Genomic DNA, 25,711 nt, shown 5'->3' on the forward strand with positions numbered 1-25,711 from the left:
GGTCGTTCGGACCCGGCGGTGTTACCGTCTTTTCCGTCCGTACCACCGCGCCGGTTTCGACCCAGCAGTCGGCTCCGCCGTCGGCCACGCAGGAGGCCCTGAAGTGCTCAGAGTGTTCGCGCAGGCGTTCCGTACACCTGATCTGCGCACGAAATTGCTGTTCACGCTGGGCATCATCGCGATCTTCCGGGTCGGTTCGGTCCTGCCCACGCCCGGTGTCGACGTCCCGGCGGTGCGGACCTGTGTGGACCTCGCCGGCAACGAGGGCATCTACGGGATGCTCAACCTGTTCTCCGGCGGGGCGATGCTGCAGCTCGCGGTCTTCGCGCTCGGCATCATCCCGTACATCACCGCCAGCATCATCCTGCAGCTGCTGACGGTCGTGATCCCCCGCATCGAGGCGCTGCGCAAGGAAGGCGCGTCCGGGCAGGCCCAGATCACGCAGTACACCCGGTACCTCACCATCGGCCTGGCGTTGCTGCAGTCGACCACCATCGTCACGCTGGCCCGCCGCGGGCAGTTCTTCCCGAACTGTCCCGAGGAGGTCCTGCAGGACGACTCGCTCACCACCGCCGCCATCATGATCATCGTGATGACGGCCGGTACCGGCGTGGTCATGTGGCTGGGCGAGCTGGTCACCGACCGCGGTGTCGGCAACGGCATGTCGCTGCTGATCTTCACCCAGATCGTCGCCAGCGTGCCGAGCATGTTCTGGAGCATCCAGACCAGCCGCGGCTGGGGCGTCTTCGGCCTGGTCGTCGTGGTCGCGCTGATCGTGGTCGCGCTCATCGTCTTCGTCGAACAGGCACAACGCCGTATCCCGGTGCAGTACGCCAAACGGATGGTCGGCAGGCGCATGTACGGCGGCTCGGCCACGTACATCCCGCTGAAGATCAACCAGGCCGGCGTCATCCCGGTTATCTTCGCCTCGTCGCTGCTCTACATCCCGCTGCTCGCGGCGCAGTTCAACCAGACCGCCGGCTGGGCGCTGTGGATCCAGGACAACTTCACCCGCGGCACCCACCCCGCGTACATCGCGGCGTACTTCCTGCTGATCGTCGGGTTCGCGTTCTTCTACGTGTCCATCACGTTCAACCCGAAGGACATCTCCGACAACATGAAGCGCTACGGCGGCTTCGTGCCGGGCATCCGTGCCGGCCGCGCCACCGAGGAATACCTGGCCTACGTGCTCAACCGCATCACGTCGGCCGGCGCCGTCTACCTGGCGCTCGTGGCCCTGTTGCCACTGCTGGCCTTCAACGTGCTGAACCCCAGCGATGGCGGCCAGTCGTTCAACAACATGTTCGGCGGCACCTCCATCCTGATCATGGTCGGTGTCGGCCTGCAGACCGTGCAGCAGATCGAGAGCCAGCTGCAGCAGCGCAACTACGAGGGGTTCTTGCGGTGACGCGACTGTTGATCATGGGCCCGCCGGGCGCGGGCAAGGGTACGCAGGCCGAACTGGTGGCGAAGCGGTTCACCGTGCCGGCCATCTCCACCGGCGACATCTTCCGTTCCAACATCGCGAACGAGACCGCGCTCGGGCTTCGCGTGAAGCCCTACCTCGGGCCCGGCCTCTACGTGCCGGACGAGCTGACCAACGAGGTGGTCCGCGACCGCCTCACGCAGGCCGACGTCGCCGAGGGCTTCCTGCTCGACGGCTACCCGCGCACGCTGGCGCAGGTCGACTTCCTCGACAAGGTGCTGGCCGAGCAGGGCCACGAGGTCGACCACGTCATCGTCCTGAAGGTTGACCTCGACGAGGTCGTCCGGCGGCTGCACCAGCGTGCCGTCGAGGAGGGCCGCGACGACGACAACCCGGAGTCCATCCGCAAGCGGCAGGAGCTCTACCTCGAGGAGACCGCCCCGCTGATCGCGGTGTACCGCGAGCGCGGCCTCGTCTTCGAGGTCGACGGTCTGGGCACCGTCGAGGAGGTCCAGCAGCGGGTGGCCGAGGCGATCGAGCAGCCGCCGCAGCCGCACTAGGTTCTTCAGGAGCGACCATCGAGATCAAGTCGCCGGAGCAGCTGGCCGGCATGCGCGCGGCCGGGCTGGTCGTGGCCGAGATCCACGAGGTGATGCGCGCGGCCATCGTGCCCGGCGCCACTCCGCAGGACCTCGACGCGATCGCCCGGCGCGAGCTGGCCGCCCGCGGCGCCACGTCGAACTTCCTCGGCTACGGCGGCTTCCCGGCCACGGTGTGCGTCTCGGTCAACGACGTCGTCGTGCACGGCATCCCGGACGCCACCCCGTTCCGTGACGGTGACATCGTCTCGCTCGACTTCGGTGCGGTGCTCGACGGCTGGCACGGCGACGCCGCCGTGACCGTGCCGGTCGGCTCCGGCGGCCTGTCCGACGACGTCGCCCGGCTGCTGACCGACTGCGAGGACGCGCTGTGGTCGGGCATCGCCGCGATGAAGGCCGGCCACCGGGTGCGCGACATCGGCACCGCCATCGAGAAGACCATCGAGGCGCGCGGCGACTACGGCATCGTCGAGGAGTACGGCGGACACGGCATCGGCACCGCCATGCACATGGACCCGCACGTGATGAACTACCGCACCCGCCAGCGCGGCCCGAAGCTGGTGCCCGGCCTGTGCCTGGCGGTCGAGCCCATGATCACGCTCGGCGGCCCCGAGACGCACGTCCTGCCCGACGAGTGGACCGTCAAGACCGACGACGGCACCTGGGCCGCGCACTTCGAGCACAGCATCGCCGTCACGCCGGAGGGCCCGTGGGTGCTCACCGCCCTCGACGGCGGAGCCGCCCGGCTGGCGGCGCTCGGCGTGCCCGCCGCCGCCCAGATCCACCGCGGCTGACCGCTGCCGCCGTCCCGGCCCGACGCCTGCCCCGGCCCGACGCCCCGGCCCGACGCCCCGCCGTCGCCTGGCCGTGGGTTGCTCACCTGATCGTCGCGCCAGAAACGATCAGGTGACCATCGGCCCCGCGGCGGCCCTCCTGTGTCACCTGATCATCTCCACCATGCGGACGCGAAACGATCAGGTGACGTAGCCGCGCTGATTCGTGCGGTTGTGTCACCTGATCGTTTGCGTGCGACGGAAGTGGGGGTGGCCCCGGGGGCGAACTGGGGGGTTACCCCGATAGGCGGACCGCGGGCAGCGGCGGATACTGGAGCGCATGGGAGCCGAGCGGTTCGAGATGCGCGCCAGCGACGCCGATCGCGATCGCGTGGCCGAGATCCTGCGCGACGCGCACGGCGAGGGCCGGCTGAGCCAGGATGAACTGCTCCTCCGGGTCGAGTCGACCTATTCGGCGAAGACGTACCAGGACCTCGACCGCGTCATCGCCGACCTGCCGGTGCGCCGCCAGCCGGCCGGAATCATGCCGCGTCCGCTGTCCGCGCCGCGCCCTGCGCCGCGGCGGACGGGGCGACGCATCGCGCGCGCCCTGCTGACCGGCTCGTGGTGGTTCTACGGCTTCGTCGTGATCATCAACCTGATGGTGTGGACGCTGGTCAGCGTCGGCAACGGCGGGCCCGAGTACTTCTGGCCGATGTGGGTGGCCGGCCCGTGGGGCGTGCTGCTCGGTGGCCTGGAGATGGCGTACCGTTCCAGGGAGACGCCCGCGCCACGCTGACCGCGGGTCGGTTTGCCTCACTGGTCTGCTTTCCCTTGTGAGCCGCATCGCCGCATGGACCCTCGCGGGTCGGCTTGCCTCCCGCGATTGGCCTCTGGTAGGCCCAGTGCCGTACAATTCCTGGTCGGCCCACTGTGGTCTGTTTCGTTGCGCCCTGCGGCTGGTTCTGTGGTCTTCTCGACCAAGGACAAGGGTGTACGTGACAGCTCGCCGCCCGTCCCTCTCAGGACTCCGGTGGCGTGGTGTGCCGGGCGGAAGACGACCGACTGAAGAAGTGCGGAGGACATGCCGAAGAAGGACGGGGTCATCGAGATCGAGGGCACCGTGACCGAGGCTCTCCCGAATGCGATGTTCCGGGTAGAGCTCTCCAACGGTCACAAGGTGCTCGCCCACATTTCCGGCAAGATGCGCCAGCATTACATCCGGATCCTTCCCGAGGACCGGGTGGTGGTGGAGCTCAGCCCGTACGACTTGACCCGCGGTCGAATCGTCTACCGCTACAAGTAACCACGACCTGCCGGCGGCTTCGGCCCGATCCGAACTCTCGGCACACGTCAAGAAAGAGTCCCCGATGAAGGTCAAGCCGAGCGTCAAGCCGATCTGCGACAAGTGCAAGGTGATCCGCCGTCACGGCCGGGTCATGGTGATCTGCGAGAACCTGCGTCACAAGCAGCGTCAGGGCTGATCACCGGGCACCGCTCGCCCGGACACAACTGAATACACAGGACAACGCACCAGCACCCCTGCCCGCAACGGCAGGGACTACCCCCGGGCGGAGGCCGGGGCTCGGCGGCACAGGATCGCCGGGACGCGGTGCGTCAGACACCCCGCGAACGAAGTGAGGAACACCGCATGGCACGCCTCGTTGGCGTCGACCTCCCGCGCGACAAGCGCCTGGAGGTAGCTCTCACCTACATCTTCGGCATCGGGCGCACCCGATCGCTGGAGACTCTGAAGAACACGGGCGTCAGCCCGGACGTTCGCGTCAAGGACCTCGGTGACGAGGAGCTGGTCAAGCTCCGCGACTGGATCGAGGCCAACTACCAGATCGAGGGTGACCTGCGCCGCGAGGTGCAGAGCGACATCCGTCGTAAGATCGAGATCGGTAGCTATCAGGGCATCCGGCACCGCCGCGGGCTCCCCGTCCGTGGTCAGCGCACTCACACGAATGCCCGTACCCGCAAGGGTCGGAAGAAGACCGTCGCCGGCAAGAAGAAGGCCGGCAAGTGAGTGCCGCGACGGCGGCCACGTCGTCGTCGCGCGCAGCGAACCGCTGACCTCAGAAGCTTTCGGACAGGAGTACCGCACACATGCCACCCGCCAAGGGCCGCCAGACCAAGGTGCGCCGCAAGGAGAAGAAGAACGTCGCTCATGGTGTCGCGCACATCAAGAGCACGTTCAACAACACCATCGTCTCGATCACCGACCCTCAGGGCAACGTGATCGCGTGGGCCAGCGCCGGCCAGGTCGGCTTCAAGGGCTCGCGTAAGTCGACGCCGTTCGCCGCGCAGATGGCTGCCGAGGCCGCCGGCCGCCGTGCCCAGGAGCACGGCATGCGCAAGGTCGACGTGCTCGTCAAGGGCCCGGGCTCGGGCCGGGAGACCGCGATTCGCTCGCTGCAGGCCGTCGGCCTCGAGGTCGGTTCCATCTCGGACGTGACCCCGCAGGCGCACAACGGTTGCCGTCCGCCGAAGCGCCGCCGCGTCTGACCCACCGAGACCTCGAGGAGACCTGAACCACCATGGCCCGTTACACCGGTCCACTCACGAAGAAGTCGCGTCGGCTCGGCGTCGACCTGATCGGTGAGGACAAGGCGTACGAACGCCGTCCTTACCCGCCCGGCCAGCACGGCCGCGGCCGGCAGAAGGAGAGCGAGTACCGCCTCCAGCTGCACGAGAAGCAGAAGGCGCGCTACACCTACGGCGTCCTGGAGAAGCAGTTCCGCCGCTACTACGAGGAAGCCAACCGTCGCCAGGGTCGCACCGGTGACGTCCTCCTCCAGCTGCTGGAGTCGCGTCTCGACAACGTCGTCTACCGGTCGGGCCTGGCCCGCACCCGGCGGCACGCCCGCCAGCTGGTCGTCCACGGCCACTTCCTGGTCAACGGCCGCAAGGTGGACATACCCTCGTACCAGGTGGCGTTGCACGACGTCATCGACGTGCGGGACAAGTCCAAGGAGACGACCCCGTTCATCATCGCTCGCGAGACGCACGGCGACCGCCCGGTCCCCGCGTGGCTTGAGTCGATCCCGAACCAGCTGCGGGTGCTGGTCCACCAGCTCCCGTCCCGGCAGCAGATCGACACGCCGGTGCAGGAGCAGCTCATCGTCGAGTACTACTCGAAGTAGTTCGCACCATCGCCGTGGCCGGCATCGGGCCGGCCACGGCGCCCTGATCGCGACCGTCATATAGCGGGCGTCGCGGAGAGGAAGTCAGAAGTGCTCATCACCCAGCGTCCCAGTCTCAGCGAAGAGTCGCTGAACGACTACCGGGCCAAGTTCACCATCGAGCCGCTCGAGCCGGGCTTCGGCTACACGCTCGGCAACTCGCTGCGCCGGACCCTGCTCTCGTCCATCCCCGGCGCGGCCATCACGTCGATCCGCATCGACGGTGTGCTGCACGAGTTCACCACCATCCCCGGGGTGAAGGAGGACGTCACCGACGTCATCCTGAACCTCAAGGGCCTCGTCGTCTCGTCCGAGCACGACGAGCCGGTCGTGATGTACCTGCGCAAGCAGGGCCCCGGCGCCGTCACCGCCGCCGACATCGCGCCGCCGGCCGGGGTCGAGGTGCACAACCCGGACCTGCACATCGCCACGCTGAACGGCAAGGGCAAGCTGGAGATGGAGCTGACGGTCGAGCGCGGCCGCGGCTACGTGTCGGCCGTGCAGAACAAGCGCGCCGACGCCGAGATCGGCCGCATCCCGGTCGACTCCATCTACTCGCCGGTGCTGAAGGTCACGTACAAGGTCGAGGCGACCCGCGTCGAGGGCCGCACCGACTTCGACCGTCTCATCGTCGACGTCGAGACCAAGCAGTCCATCCGGCCGCGTGACGCGCTCGCTTCGGCCGGCAGCACGCTGGTCGAGCTGTTCGGTCTCGCTCGCGAGCTGAACATCGAGGCCGAGGGCATCGAGATCGGCCCGTCGCCGGTCGACGCTCAGCTGGCCGCGGACCTCGCGCTGCCGATCGAGGACCTGCAGCTCACCGTCCGTTCGTACAACTGCCTCAAGCGTGAGGGCATCCACTCCGTGGGTGAGCTCGTCTCCCGCAGCGAGGCCGACCTCCTCGACATCCGCAACTTCGGCCAGAAGTCGATCGACGAGGTCAAGGCGAAGCTGGCCACCATGGGCCTCGGCCTGAAGGACAGCGCGCCGGGCTTCGACCCGGCCGCGGCCGTCGACAGCTACGGCGACGACGACCAGTCCTACGCCGAAGACGAGCAGTACTGACCGAGCGCGGCCGGTAGCGGTCGCCACCACACAGGAGAACGATCACCATGCCCACCCCAACCAAGGGTGCTCGCCTGGGAGGCTCGCCGGCTCACCAGCGCGCGATCCTCGCCAACCTGGCGACCGCGCTGTTCGAGCACGGCCGCATCACCACTACCGAGGCCAAGGCCCGCCGGTTGCGTCCGGTCGCCGAGCGGCTGATCAGCAAGGCCAAGCGCGGTGACCTGCACGCGCGCCGTCAGGTGCTCAGCACGATCCGCGACAAGGACATCGTGCACGTGCTGTTCGCCGAGATCGGCCCGCGCTACGAGAACCGCAACGGCGGCTACACCCGGATCGTGAAGATCGGTCCGCGGAAGGGTGACAACGCTCCGATGGCGGTCATCGAGCTGGTCGAGCCGCTGGCCGAGCAGGTCGTGACCGAGGCGACGAGCGCGACCCGGCGGGCCGCCGCTGACGCGCCGGCCGCTGCCGCTCCGGCCGCCGACGAGGTCACCGAGGCTCCGGCCGAGGAGGTTGTTGCCGAGGACTCCGTCGAGGAGACCGAGGCCGTGGCCGACGAGGCCGCTGCCGAGGAGAAGTCCGACGACGCCGAGGGTCCGGCCGAGAAGGCCTGACCCCCCGCGTCCCAGCACCGCACGTCATGCAGCCCGCCGATCCCACGCCTGGGGTCGGCGGGCTGCTGCGTGTGCGGCTCGACCTCGCCTACGACGGGACCGACTTCTCCGGCTGGGCCGCGCAGCCCGGCCGGCGCACCGTCCAGGGCGTGCTCGAGGAGGCGCTGGGCCGGGTGCTGCGCATCGACCCGCCGCGGCTCACCGTCGCCGGGCGCACTGACGCCGGGGTGCACGCCCGCGGCCAGGTCTGCCACGTCGACGTCCCGGTGACGGCATGGGCGGCGGCGCCCGGCCGGTCGGACCATCCGCCGGCGGTCGCGCTGACGCGGCGGCTGGCCGGAGTGCTGCCGGGCGACGTCCGGGTGCACGGTGTCGCCGAGGCGCCGGCCGGCTTCGACGCCCGCTTCTCCGCCGTCTGGCGCCGCTACCGCTACCGCGTCGCCGACACCCCGTACGGCGCCGACCCGCTGCTGCGCTCGTTCGTTCTCTGGCACGACCGCCCGCTCGACGTCGACGCGATGAACGCCGCGGCCGCCGGGCTGCTCGGCGAGCACGACTTCGCGGCGTACTGCCGGCCCCGGGAGGGCGCGACGACGATCCGCGAGCTGCGCGTTTTGGCGTGGTCGCGCTCGGCCGACGGGCTGGCCGTCGCGACCGTCGAGGCCGACGCGTTCTGCCACAACCAGGTGCGCGCGATGATCGGCGCCCTGCTGCTCGTCGGCGACGGCCGGCGGCCGGTCGACTGGCCGGCGACGGTGCTCGCGGCCGGCGCGCGCGACCCCGGCGTCGTCGTCATCCCGCCGCACGGCCTGACGCTCGAGGCCGTCGGCTATCCGCCCGACGCCGAGCTGGCCACCCGCGCGGCCGTCGCCCGCAACGTCCGCACGCTGCGCTGACCCCGTGCGGGGGGAAGGTCGGGGAGATCCCTGAGGGCAAACGCGGCCCGGACGCGTAGCCTGGAGGAGTGTTCACCGATGCGATCGAGATTGCCGTAGCCATTCTGGGGCTCGGACTTGTCGTGCTGTCCGTGCGACAGGCACGGGCCAAGGGCTGGGCCGCCTCGCTGCAGATGGCGGCGGGCGGATTCCTGCTCATGGGCGCCTCCGCCATCGGCATCGTCGGCTTCGTCGTCGGCCTGGTGCTCTCGCCCATGGCCTGGATCGGCGTCGGCATGCTGGCGGTGGCCGGCCTGCTGTTCGTGACGGGGCAGAAGCTCGAGGTCCCGAAGGACTCCGCCAAGCCCAGTGCGGTCGGCGAGTCCGGCCCGGCCCCGAAGGGCGCGGTCGACGCCGGCCCGAAGAAGGGCAAGAAGCAGCAGGCGTCCGGCGACCCCGAGCTCGAGGACATCGAGGCCATTCTGCGCCGCCACGGCATCCAGTAGCGCTCGTGACCATCCAAGGAACGAGGTGTCCTGACACCACATTTCCTGGATGATCACCGACGGCCCGGCTCACAGCTCCAGCACGTCGCCCTCGCGGCCGGCGGTGACGGGGAGCGGGGCGGCCGCGGCGTACTTCGCGGCCAGCTCGTCCACCTCGTCGTCGGGGCGGGCGGGCGCGTGGTGGATCAGCACCAGCCGGCCGACCCGGGCGCGGGCGGCCAGCGCGATGGCGTCGCCGACGGTCGAATGACCGTACGCCTCGGCCCAGTACCGTTCGGCGTCGGAGAACTGCGCGTCGTGCAGCAGCAGGTCGACGCCGCGGACGAGGTCTGCGGCGGGCCCGTCACCGGCGCCGGCGGCGTGGTCGGGCAGGTAGGCGAAAGAGGCGCCGTCCGCCTCGACCCGGATCCCGAACGTGCGCCCGCCCTTGTGCGGGATGTCCGCGAGCCGCACCCGCGCCCCGCCGGCCGCGAACCAGCCGGCGTCGCATGCGTCGAACCGCCACCGTCCGGCCAGCCCGTCCGGCCCGATGGGGAAGTGCGGCGGTGACATCGCCCGGCTCAGCAGCGCCGCGGCCGACCCCGGCACCGACGGCGACGCGACGGACTGCGCGGGCAGCCTCAGCCGCACGTCCGCGCCGGACACGTCGCCGGAGCGGAAGAACGGCAGCCCTTGCACGTGGTCCCAGTGCAGGTGGCTGAGCACCAGGTCGCCGCGGTACGGCGCGCCCCCCAGTAGCGCCGTCAGATTGGCGAGCCCGGTGCCGGCGTCCAGCACCAGCCGTGGCGCCGACTCGTTCCGCACGGTCACCGAGACGCACGACGTGTGGCCGCCGGTCCGCACGAACGCGGCTCCGGGCGCTGGCGTCGAGCCGCGGACGCCGTGCAGGACGATCCTCACGCCGGGACATCCTCCCGGCGGTGCGAGCCGGCCAGCTCGGCCAGCCGCTCGCGGTCGATCGCCGCCGACGGGGCCACGGCCACCCGCACGGGGGTGACGGCGACCAGCGTCGACGTCCGCCGCCCGCCCTCCAGGACGGCCCGCTCGCCGAGCACCGCGCCCGGCCCGACCTCGGCCAGCCGCTGCCCGTCGACCTCGACCCGCAGCACGCCGTCGAGCAGCAGGTACAGCTCGTCGCCGGGCGCGCCCTGCAGCGTCAGCAGGTCGCCGTCGGCGAGCGTGCGGATGCGCGGCTTGCCGGCGCCGGTCATCAGCAGCCGCGACAGCACCCGCTCGGCGGCGCTCTCGACCTCGACGCTCAGCGCCGGCGAGTCCTCGTCGCCCCACGGCGTCCGCGAGCCGAACGAGTGCGCGGCCCACGCCGAGTAGTCGGTGAGGCCGGACTTGCGCACGAGCGCCCCGGCGTCGTCGTAGACCCAGTGCCGCGGGAACGCGCTGGCGCCGGGCAGGCCCGGCTCGGACCGGCCGTCCGGGTGGAGGGTCAGCGTCAGCGTCGTCCACACCAGCGGCGAGCGTAGCTGGACGAACGGCGGGTGCGGGACGGCGCGCGGCGCGGGCAGCGCGGTCCGGCCGCCGCAGGTCTGCGTCAGCCGCACGCTGCCGTCGGCCAGGTACTCCGGGTCGCGACGCAGGACCGGCAGCGCGACCGCGGCGAACGTCGCCCCGAGCCGCCCGATCCGCACCGTCGTCGACCCCATCTCCACTCCGGCGGCGGCGCCGTAGCCGGCCCGGACGATCCGCCCGTCTGCGACCTCGGCCCAGCCGGCCAGCACGTTCGCGTACCGGAACCGGTCCGCGGCGCGCAGCCCGCCGAGATCCTCGACGACGTCGGGCGGCGGCGGGTCGTAGTGGGTGAAGCCGGTCTCGAAGGCGGCCTTGGTGAGTCCGGTGACCGCCTCGGACGGAATCCAGGAGAGTGTGGTGGCCGTGGCCTCGATACGTGTGTTCATGCTGTTCACGCTAGGGAGCGGCGGCGCCGGTGGGCAGGGTGCAAGCAGGCCGGTCGGGAGGGGTGCTGGCACGCCTGCGCATGAGCACGATCATCGTGGGGTATTTCTTGACGTATGGGAGTCTCGACGCGGTTTCGGACGACGACCGCCTCCGGCGTGATCGCGGTGCTCGTCCTGGTCTTCGTGTTCGGCAGCCCGCCGTTCGGTGACTGGGCCCGCGACAATGCGACCGGCACGGGCGCGCTCGACCTGTTCCTGTCCATCCTCGCCTGGCCGTCCTGGGACTTCACCCTCGACGCGCCGGCCCGCGACGTCCTCGCGATGGTGCTGCGCGCGGTGCTGGTGGTCGTCCTCACGGCGGCGTTCCTGACCGCGCTGGCCTGGCCGCGCACCGGCAACGCGGGCGCTCAGCTGCTCACCGGCTGGGCCAGCGTCGTGTTCGCCGGGGCCGCCGCCGGGCTGATCATGGGGCTGATCCAGAGCGACGCCTCCGCGCCGGCCGTGTTCGCGCTGATCTCGTCCGGCGCCACCTACGGCATCTTCGCCGGCTGGATCGTCGGCCTCGCCACCTTGCGGGCACCCAGCCGCTAGGGGGCAGGGGTGCTGGCACCCCGTCGCATTCGGGTGGCTGCCGCACTGGCGCGTTCGCGCCGGTAGGAGTGTCATGGCCGCATGACCTCAGCCGGCGCTCGCATCACCGTGCTCCTCGCGGACGACAACCTGCTCGTCCGCGAGGGGGTGCGGGCACTGCTGCGGGTCGCCGGCGACGTGGACGTGGTCGCGACGGCCGAGGACTACGACGGGCTCGTCGCACAGGCGGTCGAGCACCGCCCGCAGGTCGTCGTCACCGACATCCGGATGCCGCCGCGCTTCGCCGACGAGGGCATCGAGGCGGCCAAGGAGGTCCGCAAGCGGCTCCCGGGCACCGGGATCGTGGTGCTGTCGCAGTACGACGACCCGGAATACGCGGTCGCACTGCTGGCCCAGGGCGCCGCCGGCTACGCATACTTGCTCAAGGAGCGCGTCGCGGACGGCGACCGGCTGGCCCGGGCGGTCCGCGAGGTCGCGGCGGGGGGTTCCATGCTGGACCCGGAGATCGTGCAGGCCCTCGTGGCACCGGCACGGGGCGGCGCCGGCCTGTCCGCCGACGAGGAACGGCTGCTCACCATGGTGGCCGAGGGGCGCGCCGTCAAGGCGATGGCCGCGAACCTGCGCAGCACGCCGGAGGCCGTCGACCACGCCGTCGAGGAGCTGTTCCTGCACCTCGCCCGCGACGCCAGCTCCGGCGTCCGGGGCGCGCTGGAGCGGCTACGCAGGCTGCACACGGCGATCCTGGAGCGCGAGGAGCAGGGCGAGACGCTCACCCGGCTGCTGCCGTCGGGCCTCGCCGACAAGCTGCGTGACGACCCCGGCGCCGTCGCCCGCACCGATCGGCTGATCGTCACCGTGCTGATGTCGGACGTGCGCGGCTACTCCGGCATCGCCGAGCGGGCCGACCCGTCCAGCCTGGCCCGGCAGCTGAATGCGCACCGCCGGGCCATGAACGGTGCCATCCTCGACCAAGGGGGCACCGTGATGCAGTACGTGGGAGACGCCGTCATGGCGGTCTTCGGGGCGCCGTTCCCGCAGGCGGACCACGCTGAGCGGGCGCTCCAGGCCGCGCACGACATGCATCGGCGGCAGGCCGCCGTCGACACCCAGTGGGCGGCCGAGGGGCTGGAGCCGTTCGGCATGGGCATCGGCCTGTCCACCGGCGAGGTGGCCGCCGCGCTGCTCGGCAGCGACGAGCGGCTGGAGTACACGCTGGTCGGCGACATCGTGAACCTGGCGCAACGCCTGCAGGACCTGGCCCGCCCGGCCGGGACGACGGTGGCCAGCGCGGCCACCGCGGCGGCCGCGCCGGCGTGGACGTTCCAGCGGCTCGACCCGGTCCGGGTCAAGGGTCGTGACGCCGCGGTGACGGCGTGCCGGGTGCTCGCGCCCGCCGCCACGCCGGACGAGGTGGAGGAGTACACGCGATGACCGCACTGCTGGCTCAGGGGGTCCGCCGGACGTTCGAGGCGGAGCTGGCGCCCGTCCGGGCGTTGCGCGGCGTCGACCTGCGGGTGGACCGTGGCGAGTTCGTCGCGCTGATGGGGCCGTCGGGGTGCGGGAAGTCGACCCTGTTGAACATCTTCGCCGGGCTGGACCAGCCCGACGAGGGCGTGGTGGTCGTGGACGAGCTGGTGGTGAGTGGCCGCGACGAGAACTGGCTGGCCCGGTTCCGCCGGCACCACGTCGGCATCGTGTTCCAGTTCTTCAACCTGCTCGAGGGGGTCTCGGCGCTGGACAACATCGCGTTGCCGGCGATCCTGGGCGGGCTGCGCCGCAAGGCGGCCGAGTCGCGCGCCCGTGACCTGCTCGACCTGCTGGGTCTGGGTGACCGCACCGAGCAGTTGCCGTCGGTGCTCTCCGGCGGGCAGCGGCAGCGGCTGGCGATCGCCCGCGCGCTGGTCAACGAGCCGGCCGTGCTGCTCGCCGACGAGCCGACCGGCGCGCTGGACAGCGAGGGCGGCGCGGAGATCCTGGAGCTGTTCCGCCGGTTGCACGGCGACGGGCAGACCATTCTCATGGTCACCCACTCGGCCGACGTCGCCGCCGGGGCGTCCCGGGTGGTGCGCATGCGCGACGGCCGCATCGACGGTGTCCCGGTCGGCACGGCGCCGGCCGCGTCCGTAGTGGAGGAGCGCGCGCCGTGACCGCAGTCCGCGCCTGGCTGCGGCTGGACACCCGGCGCCGGTGGCGGTCGCTGCTGGTCATGGCGCTGCTGGTGGCGCTGGCCGCGGGGACGGTCATGACGGCGCTGTCCGGCGCCCGGCGCGGCTCGACCGCCGTCGACCGGTTGATGGAGCGGACGCTGCCGGCCACCATCGCCGTCCTCCCGAACCAGCCGGGCTTCAACTGGGACGCGGTGCGCGCGCTGCCCGACGTCGAGGCGCTGACGACGTTCGTGCTGACCGGCTCGTACGTGGTCGAGGAGCTACCGCCGGACTTCTACGGGGCCGGCTTCCCGCCCGGCGACGACGAGGTGTTCCGGACCATCGAGCGCCCGGTCGTCCTCGACGGCCGGCTGCCCGACCCCGCACGGGCCGACGAGGTCGTCGTGAGCCCGCGGTTCGAGGAGACCTACGGGCTGGGCGTCGGCGACGCCCTCACGCTGCGGCTGTTCACGCCGCAGACGCAGGACGGGCTGAAGTTCGCCTCGACGCTGCCGGAGCCGGACGGCCCGGTGGTGCACGCCACCATCGTCGGGATCATCCGGTCGCCGTGGTTCAGCGAGGCCGTCGGCGACGAGGAGGGCGGGATGTCGCCGTCGCCGGGCCTGTTCGCCCAGTACCCCGCGAACCTGCTCGGCGCGTCCGGCCAGGGCGAGCTGAACGCGTTGGTGCGGCTGCACGGGGGCGAGGCCGCGATTCCGGCGTTCAAGGCCGCCCTGCGGGAGGTCAGCGGGCGCAGCGACATCGACTTCATGGACGTCGCCGAGGACGGCCGGCACCTGAGCTCGGTCACCCGGTTCGAGGCCGACGCGCTGCAGGCGTTCGCGCTGGCGGCGGGTGCGGCGGCGATCTTCCTCGTCGGCCAGGCGGTGGCCCGGTACGCGGCGTCGGCGGCGGCCGAGCTGCAGGTCGGGCGGGCCCTGGGGATGACGGCGGGGCAGGCCGGCGTGGCCGCGGCGGCGGGCCCGGTCGGCGCCGCCGTCGTCGGCACGCTGCTGGGCGCGGGTGCCGCGGTGGTGGCGTCGTACTGGTTCCCGATCGGCACCGCCTCGCTGTACGAACCGGACCCGGGCATCGACGTCGACCCGCTGGTCATCGGCGTGGTCGGGACGGTGACGGTGCTGCTGGCCGCGGCCGGCGCAGGCCTTGCCGCGCGGCTGGCGCTGCGCTCGACCCGGACGGCCCGCCGCGCGCGGTCGTCGGCGCTCGCGGCCGCCGCCCGGCGTGCGGGCGCGCCGGTGCCGGTGGTCGTCGGCGCGCGGTTCGCGCTGGAGCCCGGCCGCGGCCGGCAGGCGGTCCCGGTGCGCCCGGCGCTGGTGGGGGCCGTCGTCGGGGTGCTCGGCGTCATCGCGGCGTTCACCTTCTCCAGCGGCGTCGCCGACGCGGCCGGCCACCCGGAGCGGTTCGGGCAGGTGTACCAGCTGACGTCGTTCGTCGGCGACGCCGGCCAGGACTTCGTACCTGGAGACCAGGTCATGCAGGTCATGGCCGACGACCCGGACGTGCGGGTCGTCAACGACACCCGCATCGCGGTCGCGGCCGTCGAGAACCGGCCGGTCACGCTGTTCACGCTGGACCAGGCCGGACGCGAGCCGCTGCGGCCGGTGCTGGTCGACGGCCGGGCGCCGGAGCAGCCGGGCGAGGTGGCGCTGGCGCCCGGCAGCGCCGACGCGATGGGCGTGGGCGTCGGCGACGTCGTGACGATGGCCGGAACCGCGGGCGACCGCGAGTTCACCGTCACCGGCCTGGCGTTCGTGCCGGAGGGCCCGCACAACAACTACGTCACCGGCGGCTGGGTCTCCGGCGCCGGCTACGACACGCTGTTCGACCCGGCCAGCACGGTGTCGCCGGCGTTCAAGTACCACCTCGTGCTGCTCGGGCTGACGCCCGGCGCCGACCCGGCGGCGGTGACCGAGCGGCTGGAGGCCGCCGTGGTGCCGGTGATCGCCGCGGCCACCGGCGCGCCGCCCGAGTCCGTCACCGACGTCGTCACCCCGGCCGAGCCGCCCAGCCGGCTCGCGGAACTGCGCCAGGTCCGGACGCTGCCGGTGTTCCTGGCCGGGTTCCTGACGGTGCTCGCGCTGGGCGCCGTGGGGCACGCGCTGGCCACCGCCGTGCGCCGTCGCCGGCACGAGGTCGCGGTGCTGCGGGCGCTGGGCATGACCCGCTGGCAGTCCCGCGGCGTCGTCGTCACCCAGGCCAGCCTGCTCGCGTTGGTGGGGCTGGCGGTCGGGGTGCCGCTCGGCCTGGCGCTGGGCCGGACCGTCTGGCGCTACGTCGCCGACACGACGCCGCTGCTCTACGTCGCCCCGCTGGCGGCGCTGGCGCTGCTGCTGATCGTGCCGCTGGCGCTGCTGGCGGCGAACCTGCTGGCCGCATGGCCGTCGCACCGGGCCGCGTCGTTGCGGGTGGGTTCCGTGCTGAGGGCGGAGTGATGGCGGCGGCGTGGCTGCGGCTGGAGCTGCGCCGCCGGTGGCGGTCCTTGCTGGTGCTGGCGCTGCTGGTGGCGCTGGCCGCGGGGACGGTGCTGACGGCGGTCGCGGGCGCCCGGCGCGGCGAGAGCGCCGTCGACCGCCTGCTGGAGCGGACGCTGCCCGCGGACCTCGCGATCCTGCCGAACCAGCCCGGCTTCGACTGGGCCGCGGTGCGGCAGTTGCCCGGGGTGGCCGCGTTGTCCACGTTCGGCGGCGCCCCGTATGCCGTCGACGGCGTGCCGGCCGACTCGCTGGGCGGCGCCGTCGGCCCGGACACCATGGTCACGGTGGAGCGGCCGGTCGTCCTCGCCGGGCGGCTGCCCGACCCGCACCGCGCCGACGAGGCGACGGTGACGCCGCGCTTCGTCGAGATCTACGGCCTGGACGTCGGCGACACCGTGACGATCCGGCTGTTCCGGCCCGAGTCGTTCGCCGCCTTCCGGGCCGATCCGTCGCTGCCGCCGGACGGGCCCGTCGTCGAGGCGCGGATCGTCGGCGTCGTCCGGTCGTTCTGGCACGGCGACGGCCTCGGCGGCCAGGGGTTGCTGACATCGTCGGCCGGGCTGTACGAGCGGTATCCGGCCGAGCTGGGCGCCGGCTCGCCGACCGAGCTGTTCAACGCGATCGCCCGGCTGGACGGTGGCGCCGCGGCCATCCCGGCGTTCCAGGCCGAGCTGGAGCGGCTCACCGGCCGCACGGTCGACGTCTGGAACCTGGGCGAGGCGTTCCACCAGCACGCCCGCGACGTCACCGGGTTCGAGGCCGACGCGCTCCTGGTGTTCGCGGCGGTCGCGGCCGCCGCCGCGGTGTTCCTGGTGGGGCAGCCGGTCGCGCGCTACGTCGCCGCGTCGGTCGCGGACCTGCAGGCGCTGCGGGGCGTGGGCATGCTGCCGCGGCAGGTGGTCGCGGCCGCGCCGCTCGGGCCCGTGCTGGCGGCGGCCGCGGGCGCGGTGCTCGGCGCGGCCGGCGCGGTGGCGGCGTCCCGGTGGTTCCCGATCGGCTCCGCGGCGACGCTGGAGCCCGCCCCCGGCGTCGATGCCGACGTCCCGGTCCTGGGCATCGGCCTGCTCGCGGTGCCGGCGCTGGTGGCCGTCGCGGCCGTCGCGGCGGCCGTCCTGGCCGTGCGCGCGGCCCGGTCGGCGCCGCACCGCCGCCGCTCGGCCGTCGCGAGCGCCGTCGCCGCCGCGGGGATGCCGGTGCCCGTGGTCGTCGGCACCCGGTTCGCGCTGGAGCCCGGCCGCGGCCGCCAGGCGGTGCCCGTGCGGCCCGCGCTGCTGGGCGCGGTCACAGGGGTGGCCGGCGTGCTCGCGGCGTTCACGTTCTCCAGCGGCGTCGACGGCGCGACCGGCGACCTGCGCACCTTCGGCCAGACCCACCAGCTGCTGGCCTACCTCGACGACGGCGAGGACGTGCCGCCGGCTTCCGACGTGCTGGCCGCGGCCGCCGCCGACCCCGACGTCGTCGCCGTCAACGACGCCCGCATCGGCGCGGCGGAGATCGGCGGGGTGTCCGCCGCGGTCTACGCCTACGCGCCGGTCGGCGACGGCGTGCCGGACGTCGTCGTCCTGGACGGCCGGATGCCGGAGCGGGCGGACGAGATCGTGCTCGCCCCGGCGACGGCTGCGGCCGCCGGAGCGGGCGTCGGCGACCGCGTCGACCTGGTGGCGACCCGCGGGACCGGCAGCGCCACCGTCACCGGCATCGCGTACCTGCCCGACGGCTCGCACAACGACTACACGACCGGCTCCTGGGCCACCCGCGACGGCTACGACGCGCTGTTCGCCGGTGACGTCAAGTTCCACGAGGCGCACGTCGAGCTGCGTCCCGGCGCCGACCCGGCGGCCGTCGCCGCCCGGCTGGCCGAGACCACCGGCGTCGGGTTCGCCCCGCCGGAAGTGCCCACCCCGGTCGCGGAGATCCGGCAGATCCGGACCCTGCCCGTGGTGCTGGCCGGGTTCCTGGCCGTGCTGGCGCTCGGCGCGGTCGGGCACGCCCTGGCCACCGCCGTGCGCCGTCGCCGGCACGAGCTGGCCGTGCTGCGCGCCGTCGGGCTGACCCGGCGGCAGTCGCGCGCCGTCGTGACCACGCAGGCCAGCGTCCTGGCGCTGGCCGGGCTGCTGATCGGCGTCCCGCTAGGTGTCGCGCTCGGCCGGGTGGTGTGGCGATACGTCGCCGACACCACGCCGCTGCTGTACGTGCCGCCGGTGGACGCGCTGGCGCTGGCACTGGTGCCGCCGGTCGCCCTGGTGGCGGCGAACCTGCTGGCCGCGTGGCCGTCGCAGCGGGCGGCGTCGTTGCGGGTGAGTTCCGTGCTGAGGGCGGAGTGAGGAGGTGGGCGGGGTGAACGGTTCGGTGCACGCGCGGAACCGGCGCGACGTCGCGCTGTGGGCCGGATGGGCGGCGCTGGTGGCCGTCGCCGTCGCTCTCGTGGTGTGGGCGCTGCGGACGCTGATCGACCTGCCCGGCGAGCTGCTGCCCTGGGCGCTGCTCGGGCTGGCCGCGGTCCCGGTCGCCGTGGTGGCGGCGGCCGTGCCCCGGCTGCGACGCCGCGCGGGCGCCGGCGCCGGGCCGACGCTGGTGTTCTGCGGCCTGGCGCTGATGGTGCTCGCCGTCTACCTGGTCGTCGTGATCGGCCTCGGCGGCGAGGTCGACGACGACGGGCAGGGCGTCTTGGCGTTCTCGATGCTGGCCGCGCTGACGGCGGTCGTGCTGGCCGAGCCGGTGCGCGGGCGGCTGCACGAGCTCGCCGAGCAGTGGGCCGGCCGCCCGCAGCGACCCGCGTCGTCCGCGCTGGAGACCTTCGGCTCCCGCATGACCCGCGCCGTCCCGATGGACGAGCTGCTGCTGCAACTGGCCGAGACACTGCGCTCCACCCTCGGCCCGGTCGGCGCCGAGGTCTGGACCGGCGAGGACGGCGTCCTCGAACGAACCGTCTCGGTGCCCGAACGCGGCCACGGCCGGCTGACCCTCGCCGGTCCCGAGCTGGCCGCCGTCAGCCGGGCCCGCGTGTCCGGCAACGCGTGGGCGGCGATGTGGCTGCCGTCGCTGCTGGCCGACGCGGGCGGGCCGGGAACGGGCGAGCCCGGCGGGCCGGGCGGCCCGGGCGGCCCGGCTCCGGTCGGCGACGGCGAGCCGGGCGGAGGTGCGCCGGGCGGCGAGGCCGGGCCGGGCGGAGGTGCGTCGGGCGAAAGCGCGCCGACGTTGTCGGTGCCCGCCCATAGGGTGGGCCCCACCCGGGCCGGGCGGGTCATGCCTACCTCATCGGCGAACGCACGTCGATCGGTGCGCGTCGCGTCTGTCACGCACCTGGGCCGGCTGCTGGGGCTGCTGGTCGTGGTCCGCTCCGCCGACGACCGGCCGTTCAGCGACGACGACGACCGCGTCCTGGCCGACCTCGCCCGGCAGGTCGGCCTGGCGCTGCACAACGTCCGCCTCGACTCCGCGCTGCAGGCGTCGCTGGAGGAGCTGCGCCACCGCAACGCCGAGCTACAGGCGTCGCGGGCCCGCATCGTGTCCGCCGCCGACGCGTCCAGGCGGCAGATCGAGCGCAACCTGCACGACGGCGCGCAGCAGCGGCTGGTCGCGCTGGCGGTGAAGCTGGGCCTGGCCAGGCGGCTGGCGACGGGCGACGCGGCGGCGCTGCTGGAGGAGCTGCGCACCGACGTCCAGGAGACACTGACCGAACTGCGCGAGCTGGCGCACGGCATCTACCCGCCGCTGCTGCGCGAGCACGGCCTCGGCGAGGCGCTCCGCACCGCCGCCGGACGCGCCACGATCCCCGTCCGGGTCGAGGCCGACGGCGTCCCGCGCTACTCGCCGGAGGCCGAGGCCGCGGTGTACTTCTGCTGCCTGGAAGCTCTTCAGAACGCCGGCAAGCATGCCGGACCCGACGCGACGGTGACGGTACGGGTCGGCGCGTCCGCGGACGGCGAGCTGGAGTTCGAGGTGGCCGACGACGGCGCCGGCTTCGATCCCGCGGCCACCGGCGAGAGCCACGGCTTCGTCAACATGCGCGACCGCCTCGGCGTGTTCGGCGGCGAGCTGACGGTCACCAGCGCGCCGGGCGCCGGCGCCGTCGTCGTCGGAACGCTGCCCGTCGCCGCGCTGACGCCGGTACGCTCCCACCCGTGACCACAGGCGCCCGGGTCCGCATCGTCGTCGCCGACGACGCCCTGCTGGTGCGCGAGGGCGTCCAGCGGGTGCTGAGCCTGTACCCCGACCTCGAGGTCGTCGGCGTGGCAGGTGACCTGGACGGCCTGCTGGCCGCGGTCGACGAGCACCGGCCCGACGTCGTCGTCACGGACATCCGCATGCCGCCGACCTCCAGCGACGAAGGCATCCGCGCCGCCACCCGGCTGCGTGAGACCGCGCCCGAGACCGGCGTCGTCGTGCTGTCGCAGTACGCCGCGCCCGCGTACGCGCTGGAGCTGCTCTCCGGCGGCTCGCAGCGGCGCGCCTACCTGCTCAAGGAGCGGGTCAGCGAGCCCGACCAGCTGGCCGCGGCCGTCCGCGAGGTGGCCCACGGCGGCAGCGTCGTCGACCCGCGTGTCGTCGAGGTGCTGGTGGCCGGCAACCGCCCGCCCGGCGATCCGCTCGCCGGGCTGACCAGGCGCGAGCTGGAGGTGCTCGAGCAGATCGCGCAGGGCAAGAGCAACGCCGGCGTCGCCGCCGCGCTCGTGCTCACCGAGCGCGCCGTCGAGAAGCACATCAACGCGCTGTTCGCCAAGCTCGGCCTCACCGCTGAGCCCGACGTCCACCGCCGGGTCAGCGCCGTCCTGCTGTACCTCGCCTCGCTGCGCTGACGGGGTGCTGGCACCCCCGCGGGACGGGTGGTGACCGGGTGGCGGATGCGCCCGGCGGCGACGATGCTGGTGTCATGGCCGGCAGTCCGCACACCCCCCACGCCGAGGCTCCGCCCACCGTCGTCGACGTCCTCGTGGTCGACGATCAGGAGACCTACCTGTCCGTCGCCCGGTACGTCGTCGGCGCCACGCCCGGGTTCCGGGTCGCCGGTGAGGCATCCAGCGGCGAGGACGCGGTGCGGCTCGCCGCGTCGCTGCGGCCCGCGCTGGTGCTGATGGACATCAACCTGCCCGGCATCTCCGGCATCGAGGCCACCCGCCGGCTGCTCGCGGCCGTGCCTGACGCCGTCGTGTTGCTGATGTCGACGTACCCGGCGTCCGACCTGCCGCAGGACGCCCGCGTCAGCGGCGCCCGGGCCTACGTCTACAAAGAGGACCTCGCGCCGGACGTCCTGGTCGCGGTCATGGCCGGCGAGCTCGACCCCGGGTTCTGAGCGCGCCGAAAACCCCTCGACCGTGGCTCGCGCCGGGGCGAGACTGGGATCATGGGCCACGTCGACCTCAACGCCGTCTCCTTCACCCTCCCCGACGGGCGGGTGCTGCTCGACGACGTCTCGTTCCGGGTCGGCGACGGCGCCAAGGTCGCGCTGGTCGGGGCGAACGGGTCCGGCAAGACCACGCTGCTGCGCATCGTCGGCGGCGACCTCGCAGCGCACGGCGGCGCCGTCACGCGCAGCGGCGGGCTCGGCGTCATGCGGCAGTTCGTCGCCCGCGACGCCCAGGACATCCGCGACCTCCTGCTCTCGGTGGCGCCGCCCCGCGTGCGGGCCGCCGCTGCCGCCGTCGACGCTGCCGAGCTGGCCATGATGGACCGCGACGACGAGCCCACCCAGATGACGTACGCGGCCGCCCTCGGCGAGTGGGCCGACGCCGGCGGCTACGAGACCGAGGTGCTGTGGGACGTCTGCACCACGGCCGCGCTGGGCATCCCGTTCGAGCGCTGCCGCTGGCGCGAGGTGTCGACGCTGTCCGGCGGAGAGCAGAAGCGGCTGGTGCTCGAGGCGCTGCTACGCGGACCCGACGAGGTGCTGTTGCTCGATGAGCCCGACAACTTCCTCGACGTGCCGGCCAAGCGGTGGCTCGAGGACCGGCTGCTCGAGTCGGCCAAGACGGTGCTCTACGTCAGCCACGACCGCGAGCTGCTGCACCGCACCGCCACCCGCGTCGTCACCGTCGAGCTGGGTGCGGCCGGGAACACCGCCTGGGTGCACCCGGGTGGGTTCGGCAGCTATCACGAGGCCCGGCGCGAGCGGTTCGCCCGGCTCGAGGAGCTGCGCCGCCGCTGGGACGAAGAGCACGCGAAGCTGAAGGCGCTCGTGCTCATGTACAAGCAGAAGGCGGCCTACAACTCCGACATGGCGGCCCGCTACCAGGCGGCGCAGACCCGGTTGCGCCGGTTCGAGGACGCCGGCCCGCCCGAGGATCAGCCGCGCGAGCAGAACCTGCGCATGCGGCTGCGCGGCGGGCGCACCGGCAAGCGCGCCGTCATCTGCGAGTCGCTGGAGCTGACCGGCCTGATGAAGCCGTTCGACCTCGAGGTCTGGTATGGCGAGCGGGTCGCCGTCCTCGGCTCCAACGGCTCCGGCAAGTCGCACTTCCTGCGGCTGCTCGCCGCCGGCGGCACCGACCCGGAGCCCGAGCACGAGCCCGTCGACGACGTTCCCATCGCGCCGGTCCTCCACACCGGTATGGCGCGGCTGGGCGCGCGGGTGCGGCCGGGCTGGTTCGCGCAGACCCACGACCACCCCGAGCTGGTCGGCCGCTCCCTCCTCGAGATCCTGCACCGCGGCGACGGACGGCGGGCCGGCATGGCGCGCGAGGAGGCCAGCCGCGCGCTCGACCGGTACGAGCTGGCGCACGCCGCCGACCAGGCGTTCGAGTCTTTGTCCGGCGGGCAGCAGGCGCGGCTGCAGATCCTGCTGCTCGAGCTGTCCGGCGCCACGCTGCTGCTGCTCGACGAGCCCACCGACAACCTCGACCTCGTGTCGGCCGAGGCGCTGCAGGACGGGCTCGAGGCGTTCGAGGGCACGGTGCTCGCCGTCACCCACGACCGCTGGTTCGCCCGCGACTTCGACCGCTTCCTCGTGTTCGGCGCCAACGGCACCGTCTACGAGGCACCCGAGCCGGTGTGGGACGAGGGCCGCGTCACCCGGGTGCGTTGATGAGCGAGATCTCGATCACCACCGACGCCGAGGAGTTCTGGCAGTGGGCGCACGAGTGGCTGCGGCGCGAGCCGGTGCTGCGCTCGGTGCTGCTCACCACCGTCGACCGTGAGCGCCGGGGCGGGTCCGGCGGCACGTTCGCGCTGCTGGCCGACGGGGTGGCCGGCGGGGCTGCGCCCGGCGGGGTGGCCGGCGTCGCGGTGTGGACGCCGCCGTTCCGCGTCCACGTCGCCGCACCGCCGGTCGAGGCCGAGCGGCTCGCCCTGGCCATGCTCGACCGCTGCCCGGGGATCGACGGCGTCAGCGGCGTCACCGGCGCCACGGACGAGGCCGCGGCGTACGCCCGGGCGTGGGCCGGCCGCACCGGCGGCACGGTCGCCGTCTCGATGAGACAGCGGTTGTTCGAGCTCGACGCCGTCGTGCCGCCGCGGCCGGTGCCCGGAACCGCCCGGCTCGCCGGTCCCGGCGACCGCGACCTGCTGGTCGACTGGACGCTGGCGTTCGAGCGCGAGTCCAACGCCGCGCCCGGCGCCAGCGTCGCCGAGCGTGTCGTGGGCCAGCTGGTCGCCGAGCAGCGCGCCTGGCTCTGGGACGACGACGGCCCGGCCTGCTTCACGGGCGTCTCCCGCACAGTCGGCGGCGTCGCTCGCATCGCGCCGGTCTACACCCCACCCGGCTGCCGTCGCCGCGGCTACGCGTCGGTGCTGGTGGCGGCGGTCAGCCAGGCCGTGCTCGACGCCGGCGCCGACCGCTGCGCCCTCTTCACCGACCTCGCCAACCCCACGGCGAACCGCGTCTACGCCGCCCTCGGCTACCGGCCCGTCGCCGACGTCACGGCCTACACCTTCAGCCGCTGACGGCATGGGTGAGCGTCCGGCGCCGTGCGGACGCTCACCCCTGGACGTCAGGCCACCGGCTCGACGTTGAACAGGTCGTCGTAGGTATCCATCAGCATCGCCCGGCCCTTGACCTGCGCGATCACTTCCGGGCCCGCCACGCCGTCGATGCCGGGGAGCTGGCCGGCGCCGCCCTCCGGGCCGAGCGGGATCGCGACCAGCGGCGGCAGTTTCTGGTACGCGCTCACCTCGCCCGCGCCGGTGATGCGCGCCGTCAGGTTCGCCGCGAGCAGCTCCGCCTGCAGCCGCGCCGTCGCCGCCATGTTGCGGTCGGCGTCGGCGATGTCGCCGATCGCGTACACGTTCTCGTGCCCGGCGACCCGCAGCTGGTCGTCGACGCGCAGGTAGCCCTGGTCGTCGCGGGCGGCGGCCAGTGATCCGGTGACGAACCCGGTGGCCGGCGTCACACCGAACGCGCGGAACCAGATGTCGGCAGTCAGCTCCTCGCCGGCCTCCGTCGTGACGGTGACCTGTGCGGCCGTCGCGGCCGGGGCGTCCGGCACCGCCCGCAGCGGGCTGCCGAGGACGAGCCGCACGCCGAGCCCGTCGAGCTGGCGGCGCAGTTCCGCGCGCAGTTCCTGGTCGTACGGTCCGGGCAGGATGTCGTCGGCGAGGTCGACCAGAGTGACGTCCTTGTCCGGGTAGGCGGTCTTGATCTCGCCGGCCAGCTCCAGCCCGGCCGCGCCGGCGCCGATCACCAGCGCGTGGCCCGACCCGCGTAGCGCGTCGTGCGCCGCCAGGAACCGCTGCCGCGCCACGGCGACGTCGGTCTCGTCGGTCTTCGCCGGGAACGGGTAGGACGAGCCGGTTGCGAGGACGACGTAGTCGGCGGCCAGCCGCTCGCCCGAGGCCAGCGTGACCCCGGCTCCGTCCGCGTCGACGGCGCGGTCGCGGACGAAGCGGCCGTGCGCGAGCAGCCGGTCGTACGGCAGGAAGATCCGGTCCAGCCACTCGGGCTCGACCAGCGCCCGCCAGGACGCGAGATTGTGCAGGAAGGTGTCGGACGGGTCGACCAGGGTCACGTCGGCGACCTCGTCGAGCGCCTTCGCGGCGTTGATGCCGCCGAACCCGCCGCCGACGATGACGACGGAGGGGCGCGAGCCGTGGGTCTCGGTCACGAATACTCCTCGGAGAGTCGAAGCTACGAGCCTTCTCGTAGCAGCTTCGAAAATCGAAGCAACCCCGCTCGCGCTAGTATTCCTGACATGCCCGCGCCGGTTCGCGCCACCCATGATGTGGACGCCTGCGCGCGCACCGACGCCGCGCTCACCCGGGCCTTCACGATCCTCGGGAAGCGCTGGAACGCGCTGGTCCTGGGCGGGCTTCAGACCGGCCCGGCGGGTTTCCGGGAGCTGTCGCGCGCCATCGACGGCCTCAGCGACTCCGTCCTGGCCGATCGCCTCGCCGAGCTGACGCGGCACCAGCTGGTCCGCCGCCGCGTCGACGAGGGCCCGCCGGTCTCCGTCAGCTACGAGCTCACCGACCACGGCCGCGCCCTGATGCCTGCCCTCGACCAGATCTCCTCCTGGGCCGTCGAGCACCTGCCGCCGGAGCCGTCAGAGCAGTGACGCCAGCGCCCGCATGTCCTAGGCCTGGCGCGTGCGG

The 25,711-nt window shown here is 73.2% G+C and carries 27 protein-coding genes; 24 read left to right on the forward strand and 3 right to left on the reverse strand.

Features of this window, described 5'->3' with window-relative positions; translation table 11 throughout:
* The first annotated feature begins 103 nt into the window (after positions 1-103).
* The 13 genes from secY (at position 104) to ACW62_RS22375 (ending at position 9,046) form a co-directional block, all read left to right on the forward strand.
* Entirely contained in the window at positions 104-1,408 is a 1,305-nt protein-coding gene (secY, locus tag ACW62_RS22315; RefSeq protein WP_053206305.1) for a preprotein translocase subunit SecY, read from the forward strand.
* On the forward strand, positions 1,405-1,986 hold the full coding sequence (locus tag ACW62_RS22320; protein ID WP_053206306.1) for an adenylate kinase: 582 nt from the start codon (positions 1,405-1,407) through the stop codon (positions 1,984-1,986). The genes secY and ACW62_RS22320 overlap by 4 nt, the downstream gene beginning before the upstream one ends.
* Before the next feature lie 17 nt (positions 1,987-2,003).
* Complete coding sequence (map, locus tag ACW62_RS22325; RefSeq protein WP_420843613.1) at positions 2,004-2,819, forward strand: type I methionyl aminopeptidase; 816 nt, start codon at positions 2,004-2,006, stop codon at positions 2,817-2,819.
* A gap of 319 nt (positions 2,820-3,138) precedes the next feature.
* Positions 3,139-3,597, forward strand: coding sequence for a DUF1707 SHOCT-like domain-containing protein (locus tag ACW62_RS22330; protein WP_053206308.1), 459 nt, complete (start codon positions 3,139-3,141; stop codon positions 3,595-3,597).
* 285 nt (positions 3,598-3,882) lie between these two features.
* Positions 3,883-4,104 (forward strand): translation initiation factor IF-1, encoded by a 222-nt coding sequence (gene infA / locus ACW62_RS22335; protein ID WP_026877474.1) that lies wholly within the window; start codon positions 3,883-3,885, stop codon positions 4,102-4,104.
* Positions 4,105-4,168: 64 nt separating this feature from the next.
* Positions 4,169-4,282 (forward strand): 50S ribosomal protein L36, encoded by a 114-nt coding sequence (rpmJ, locus tag ACW62_RS22340; RefSeq protein ID WP_015883600.1) that lies wholly within the window; start codon positions 4,169-4,171, stop codon positions 4,280-4,282.
* Between the two features lie 167 nt (positions 4,283-4,449).
* On the forward strand, positions 4,450-4,827 hold the full coding sequence (gene rpsM / locus ACW62_RS22345) for a 30S ribosomal protein S13 (RefSeq protein ID WP_046772637.1): 378 nt from the start codon (positions 4,450-4,452) through the stop codon (positions 4,825-4,827).
* 80 nt (positions 4,828-4,907) lie between these two features.
* Positions 4,908-5,306, forward strand: coding sequence for a 30S ribosomal protein S11 (rpsK, locus tag ACW62_RS22350; RefSeq protein ID WP_046772638.1), 399 nt, complete (start codon positions 4,908-4,910; stop codon positions 5,304-5,306).
* Between the two features lie 32 nt (positions 5,307-5,338).
* Positions 5,339-5,944, forward strand: coding sequence for a 30S ribosomal protein S4 (rpsD, locus tag ACW62_RS22355; protein WP_053206309.1), 606 nt, complete (start codon positions 5,339-5,341; stop codon positions 5,942-5,944).
* A 90-nt stretch (positions 5,945-6,034) separates the two neighbouring features.
* Positions 6,035-7,048 carry a DNA-directed RNA polymerase subunit alpha gene (locus ACW62_RS22360; protein WP_046772640.1) on the forward strand — a complete coding sequence of 338 codons (1,014 nt, stop codon included), beginning with the start codon at positions 6,035-6,037 and terminating at the stop codon, positions 7,046-7,048.
* A gap of 47 nt (positions 7,049-7,095) precedes the next feature.
* Positions 7,096-7,665, forward strand: a complete 570-nt coding sequence (gene rplQ, locus ACW62_RS36390) for a 50S ribosomal protein L17 (protein ID WP_053206310.1) — start codon at positions 7,096-7,098, stop codon at positions 7,663-7,665.
* A gap of 26 nt (positions 7,666-7,691) precedes the next feature.
* Complete coding sequence (gene truA / locus ACW62_RS22370) at positions 7,692-8,561, forward strand: tRNA pseudouridine(38-40) synthase TruA (protein WP_053206311.1); 870 nt, start codon at positions 7,692-7,694, stop codon at positions 8,559-8,561.
* Positions 8,562-8,629: 68 nt separating this feature from the next.
* Positions 8,630-9,046 (forward strand): hypothetical protein, encoded by a 417-nt coding sequence (locus ACW62_RS22375; protein WP_157574910.1) that lies wholly within the window; start codon positions 8,630-8,632, stop codon positions 9,044-9,046.
* A gap of 69 nt (positions 9,047-9,115) precedes the next feature.
* Here the strand turns inward: ACW62_RS22375 and ACW62_RS22380 are convergent, their stop codons facing one another.
* Together ACW62_RS22380 and ACW62_RS22385 are read right to left on the reverse strand one after the other, a co-directional pair.
* Positions 9,116-9,946: an MBL fold metallo-hydrolase gene (locus ACW62_RS22380; protein WP_053206313.1), complete on the reverse strand. Its 831-nt coding sequence runs from the start codon at positions 9,944-9,946 to the stop codon at positions 9,116-9,118.
* Positions 9,943-10,956, reverse strand: a complete 1,014-nt coding sequence (locus ACW62_RS22385) for a cyclic nucleotide-binding domain-containing protein (RefSeq protein WP_053206314.1) — start codon at positions 10,954-10,956, stop codon at positions 9,943-9,945. Before ACW62_RS22385 ends, ACW62_RS22380 begins: the two co-directional genes overlap by 4 nt.
* Positions 10,957-11,112: 156 nt before the next feature.
* Here ACW62_RS22385 and ACW62_RS22390 point away from each other — a divergent pair, with 156 nt between their 5' ends.
* The 10 genes from ACW62_RS22390 (at position 11,113) to ACW62_RS22435 (ending at position 24,067) form a co-directional block, all read left to right on the forward strand.
* Positions 11,113-11,547 carry a hypothetical protein gene (locus ACW62_RS22390; RefSeq protein WP_053206315.1) on the forward strand — a complete coding sequence of 145 codons (435 nt, stop codon included), beginning with the start codon at positions 11,113-11,115 and terminating at the stop codon, positions 11,545-11,547.
* A gap of 81 nt (positions 11,548-11,628) precedes the next feature.
* Positions 11,629-12,978 (forward strand): adenylate/guanylate cyclase domain-containing protein, encoded by a 1,350-nt coding sequence (locus ACW62_RS22395; RefSeq protein WP_053206316.1) that lies wholly within the window; start codon positions 11,629-11,631, stop codon positions 12,976-12,978.
* A complete protein-coding gene (locus ACW62_RS22400; protein ID WP_053206317.1) occupies positions 12,975-13,694 on the forward strand; it encodes an ABC transporter ATP-binding protein in 720 nt (239 codons plus the stop codon). Before ACW62_RS22395 ends, ACW62_RS22400 begins: the two co-directional genes overlap by 4 nt.
* Complete coding sequence (locus ACW62_RS22405; RefSeq protein ID WP_053206318.1) at positions 13,691-16,147, forward strand: ABC transporter permease; 2,457 nt, start codon at positions 13,691-13,693, stop codon at positions 16,145-16,147. Before ACW62_RS22400 ends, ACW62_RS22405 begins: the two co-directional genes overlap by 4 nt.
* Positions 16,090-18,513 (forward strand): ABC transporter permease, encoded by a 2,424-nt coding sequence (locus ACW62_RS22410; protein ID WP_205629527.1) that lies wholly within the window; start codon positions 16,090-16,092, stop codon positions 18,511-18,513. The genes ACW62_RS22405 and ACW62_RS22410 overlap by 58 nt, the downstream gene beginning before the upstream one ends.
* 13 nt (positions 18,514-18,526) lie before the next feature.
* A complete protein-coding gene (locus ACW62_RS22415) occupies positions 18,527-20,317 on the forward strand; it encodes a sensor histidine kinase (protein WP_053206320.1) in 1,791 nt (596 codons plus the stop codon).
* Positions 20,314-20,988 (forward strand): response regulator transcription factor, encoded by a 675-nt coding sequence (locus ACW62_RS22420; RefSeq protein ID WP_053206321.1) that lies wholly within the window; start codon positions 20,314-20,316, stop codon positions 20,986-20,988. The genes ACW62_RS22415 and ACW62_RS22420 overlap by 4 nt, the downstream gene beginning before the upstream one ends.
* A 74-nt stretch (positions 20,989-21,062) precedes the next feature.
* Positions 21,063-21,482, forward strand: a complete 420-nt coding sequence (locus ACW62_RS22425) for a response regulator (RefSeq protein WP_053206322.1) — start codon at positions 21,063-21,065, stop codon at positions 21,480-21,482.
* Positions 21,483-21,533: 51 nt separating this feature from the next.
* The gene (locus ACW62_RS36605; RefSeq protein WP_053206323.1) at positions 21,534-23,210 is read left to right on the forward strand and encodes an ABC-F family ATP-binding cassette domain-containing protein; all 1,677 of its coding nucleotides are present in this window, start codon (positions 21,534-21,536) and stop codon (positions 23,208-23,210) included.
* Positions 23,210-24,067, forward strand: coding sequence for a GNAT family N-acetyltransferase (locus ACW62_RS22435; protein ID WP_053206324.1), 858 nt, complete (start codon positions 23,210-23,212; stop codon positions 24,065-24,067). The genes ACW62_RS36605 and ACW62_RS22435 overlap by 1 nt, the downstream gene beginning before the upstream one ends.
* A gap of 47 nt (positions 24,068-24,114) precedes the next feature.
* On the opposite strand, the gene ACW62_RS22440 is transcribed toward ACW62_RS22435, so the two are convergent.
* The gene (locus ACW62_RS22440; RefSeq protein WP_205629528.1) at positions 24,115-25,224 is read right to left on the reverse strand and encodes an NAD(P)/FAD-dependent oxidoreductase; all 1,110 of its coding nucleotides are present in this window, start codon (positions 25,222-25,224) and stop codon (positions 24,115-24,117) included.
* 87 nt (positions 25,225-25,311) lie between these two features.
* Between ACW62_RS22440 and ACW62_RS22445 the strand changes: the two genes are divergently transcribed.
* The gene (locus ACW62_RS22445; protein WP_053206325.1) at positions 25,312-25,674 is read left to right on the forward strand and encodes a winged helix-turn-helix transcriptional regulator; all 363 of its coding nucleotides are present in this window, start codon (positions 25,312-25,314) and stop codon (positions 25,672-25,674) included.
* Positions 25,675-25,711: the final 37 nt, after the last annotated feature.

It is taken from the genome of Jiangella muralis (assembly GCF_001270745.1).
Classification (GTDB): domain Bacteria; phylum Actinomycetota; class Actinomycetes; order Jiangellales; family Jiangellaceae; genus Jiangella; species Jiangella muralis.

What these genes read in the sequence shown, in the direction of transcription:
- ACW62_RS22425 (WP_053206322.1), top strand. Translation starts at nt 21,063, where the DNA reads ATGGCCGGCAGTCCGCACACCCCCCACGCCGAGGCTCCGCCCACCGTC.
- rplQ (WP_053206310.1), top strand. Translation starts at nt 7,096, where the DNA reads ATGCCCACCCCAACCAAGGGTGCTCGCCTGGGAGGCTCGCCGGCTCAC.
- rpsK (WP_046772638.1), top strand. Translation starts at nt 4,908, where the DNA reads ATGCCACCCGCCAAGGGCCGCCAGACCAAGGTGCGCCGCAAGGAGAAG.
- truA (WP_053206311.1), top strand. Translation starts at nt 7,692, where the DNA reads ATGCAGCCCGCCGATCCCACGCCTGGGGTCGGCGGGCTGCTGCGTGTG.
- ACW62_RS22330 (WP_053206308.1), top strand. Translation starts at nt 3,139, where the DNA reads ATGGGAGCCGAGCGGTTCGAGATGCGCGCCAGCGACGCCGATCGCGAT.
- ACW62_RS22435 (WP_053206324.1), top strand. Translation starts at nt 23,210, where the DNA reads ATGAGCGAGATCTCGATCACCACCGACGCCGAGGAGTTCTGGCAGTGG.
- ACW62_RS22400 (WP_053206317.1), top strand. Translation starts at nt 12,975, where the DNA reads ATGACCGCACTGCTGGCTCAGGGGGTCCGCCGGACGTTCGAGGCGGAG.
- ACW62_RS22385 (WP_053206314.1), bottom strand. Translation starts at nt 10,956, where the DNA reads ATGAACACACGTATCGAGGCCACGGCCACCACACTCTCCTGGATTCCG.
- ACW62_RS22410 (WP_205629527.1), top strand. Translation starts at nt 16,090, where the DNA reads ATGGCCGTCGCACCGGGCCGCGTCGTTGCGGGTGGGTTCCGTGCTGAG.
- ACW62_RS22395 (WP_053206316.1), top strand. Translation starts at nt 11,629, where the DNA reads ATGACCTCAGCCGGCGCTCGCATCACCGTGCTCCTCGCGGACGACAAC.
- rpsD (WP_053206309.1), top strand. Translation starts at nt 5,339, where the DNA reads ATGGCCCGTTACACCGGTCCACTCACGAAGAAGTCGCGTCGGCTCGGC.
- infA (WP_026877474.1), top strand. Translation starts at nt 3,883, where the DNA reads ATGCCGAAGAAGGACGGGGTCATCGAGATCGAGGGCACCGTGACCGAG.
- rpsM (WP_046772637.1), top strand. Translation starts at nt 4,450, where the DNA reads ATGGCACGCCTCGTTGGCGTCGACCTCCCGCGCGACAAGCGCCTGGAG.
- ACW62_RS36605 (WP_053206323.1), top strand. Translation starts at nt 21,534, where the DNA reads ATGGGCCACGTCGACCTCAACGCCGTCTCCTTCACCCTCCCCGACGGG.
- rpmJ (WP_015883600.1), top strand. Translation starts at nt 4,169, where the DNA reads ATGAAGGTCAAGCCGAGCGTCAAGCCGATCTGCGACAAGTGCAAGGTG.
- ACW62_RS22445 (WP_053206325.1), top strand. Translation starts at nt 25,312, where the DNA reads ATGCCCGCGCCGGTTCGCGCCACCCATGATGTGGACGCCTGCGCGCGC.